Here is a 2365-nt window from a genome sequence, read left to right on the forward strand (position 1 = left end):
AGGACGGCGGCGGCTCCGCCCGGGACGGCCGGCACCGGCGCGCCCCGCGCGGCAGGGCGCGCCGCGCGCTGCTCGCGCTGCTCGCCGTGGTGGCCGTCGCGGCCGCCGCCTGGTCCGTACCGGACGTACGCGAAGAGCTGCGCGCCTCGTTCACGCGGTTGCCGAGCACGTACACCGAGCTGTACTTCACGCGCGCGCCCGGCGTCGAGCGCGGCGCCGTCGTCGTCCCCGTCTCGCTCGTCGGCCACGGCGAGCACGCCGACCGCACCCACCGGCTGCGCGTGTGGCTGGAGACGTCCGGCGGGCGCGTCACCGCGTCCGTGACGGCGGCCGTCCCCGGGCGGGAGGGCCGGCCCGCGTCGGCCGTCGTCCGCCTGCCGGTGCGCCGCGGCGACGCGCCCGCCGCCGTGCGCGTCGCGCTGCTCGGCCACGACCAGACCCTGCGCTACCGGCTCACGGGCCGGCCGAACCCCGACTCCGAGGGCACACCATGACCGTCAACGCCTCGGCCCCCGACCTCGCCGAGCGGCCGCCCGCCGTCGTCACCACCAGCTGGGACGACGGGCACCGGCTCGATCCGAAGCTGGCCGCGCTGCTGGAGAGGTACGGCGTCCCCGGCACGTTCTACATCGCGCCGCGCAACATCGAGTTCGACCCGGCCGACCGGCTGCCCGCGGCCGGCGTCCGGGAGCTGGCCGAGCGGTTCGAGATCGGCGGGCACACCCTCTCCCACCAGCGGCTGCCCCTGATCGACGACGCGGCGGCCCGCGAGGAGATGCGCGCGGGCAAGGAGGAGCTGGAGGAGATCACCGGCGCGCCGGTGACCACCTTCTGCTACCCGCGCGGCGAGTACACGAAGGCCCACGTGGCGATGGCCGGCGAGATCGGGTTCGCGCTGGCGCGCACGGTGCGGCGCAGCACGCTCGACCCGGGCGACCCGCTGGAGACCGACACCACCGTCAACGCCTACGCGCACCGCGTCGACGGCCCGCTGGCGCTGCGCATGGCGCGGCTGCGGCCGCTGCGCGCGGCCCGGCTCTACCTGAGCTGGGACGACCTGGCGATCGAGTGGTTCGAGCGGTGCCTGCGCCGCGGCGGCGTCTACCACCTGTGGGGCCACAGCTGGGAGGTCGACGCGCGCGGCGACTGGCAGCGGCTCGAACGCGTCCTGGACCACATCTCCGGCCGCCCCGACGTGTCGTACGTGCCCAACGGCGCCCTGCCGGGCCTGGAGGCCCGCCGGTGAGCACCGTTTACCAGATCACCCCGTACTACCCGCCGCACCTCGGCGGCCTGGAGCGCGTCGTGCAGCACCTGGCGGCCGGCCTCGGCGCCCGCCACGACGTGCGCGTCATCACCACCACCATCGGCGCGGACGGCGCGCCGCCGCACGCGCGGGACGGCAGCGTGGCGGTGCGCAGACACCGCTCGGTGGAGGTCGCGCACACGCCGGTGGCGCCCGGCCTGCTGGCGTCCCTGCTGCGCGCCCCGCGCGGGGCCGTCCTGCACCTGCACAGCGCGCACGCGCTGCTGCCCGAGCTGGTCGCGCTCGCCGCCCGCGCGCGCGGGCAGCGTTTCGTGCTCCACTTCCACCTGGACGTCGACGCCTCCGGGCCGATGGGCCGGCTGCTGCCCGCGTACAAGAAGCACGTCTTCGCGCGCGTGCTGCGCGCCGCCGCCGCGGTCATCGTGCTCAGCGAGGCGCAGGCCGAGTTCGTCGCGCACACCTACCGGGTGCCCGCCGACCGGGTCTTCGTCGTGCCCAACGGCGTCGACCGCCGCTACTTCATGCCCGTACGGGACGCCGTGGGCCAGGCCGCCGCCGAGCGGCCGCTGCGGCTGCTGTACGTCGGCAGGCTCAGCGCGCAGAAGAACGTCGGCAGGCTGCTGGACGCCATGGCGCGCGTGACGCGGCCGGTGCACCTGCGCATCGTCGGCGACGGCGAGCTGCGCGGCGAGCTTCAGGCCCAGGCGGCCCGGCTCGGGCTCGCCGACGTCACCTTCGCCGGCTCCCGGCTGGGCGCCGACCTCGTCGGCGAGTACGCGGACGCGGACGCCTTCGTGCTGCCCTCGGACAAGGAGGGCATGCCGCTGGTGGTCCTGGAGGCCATGGCCGCCGCCCTGCCGGTGGTGGCCACCAGGGTGCCCGGCACCGCTGAGCTGCTCGACGGCGTCGGCCTGCTGGCGGCCCCCGAGCCCGCCGCGCTCGCCGCCGCCGTCGACCAGGTCGCCGCCGACCCGGCGCTGCGCCGCGACCTCGGCGGCCGCAGCGCCGCCGCGGCCCGCGCGTACACGTGGGACGCGGTCGTGGAGCAGGTCGAGGACGTCTACGCCAAGGCGCTGTCGTGAGCGCCCCGGCGGCCCC

The 2365-nt window shown here is 77.0% G+C and carries 3 protein-coding genes; all 3 read left to right on the forward strand.

Annotation, left to right across the window (positions count from 1 at the left end):
* On the forward strand, window positions 1–494 hold a 494-nt coding region (locus RKE29_RS29375; RefSeq protein WP_312008756.1), incomplete at its 5' end, for a hypothetical protein.
* Complete coding sequence (locus RKE29_RS29380) at window positions 491–1246, forward strand: polysaccharide deacetylase family protein (RefSeq protein ID WP_312008757.1); 756 nt, start codon at window positions 491–493, stop codon at window positions 1244–1246. The genes RKE29_RS29375 and RKE29_RS29380, both read left to right, overlap by 4 nt.
* Window positions 1243–2349, forward strand: a complete 1107-nt coding sequence (locus tag RKE29_RS29385; protein WP_312008758.1) for a glycosyltransferase family 4 protein — start codon at window positions 1243–1245, stop codon at window positions 2347–2349. Before RKE29_RS29380 ends, RKE29_RS29385 begins: the two co-directional genes overlap by 4 nt.
* The last annotated feature ends 16 nt before the right edge of the window (window positions 2350–2365 follow it).

This window comes from Streptomyces sp. B1866 (assembly GCF_031932565.1).
In the GTDB taxonomy this organism is placed as follows: Bacteria; Actinomycetota; Actinomycetes; order Streptomycetales; family Streptomycetaceae; genus Streptomyces.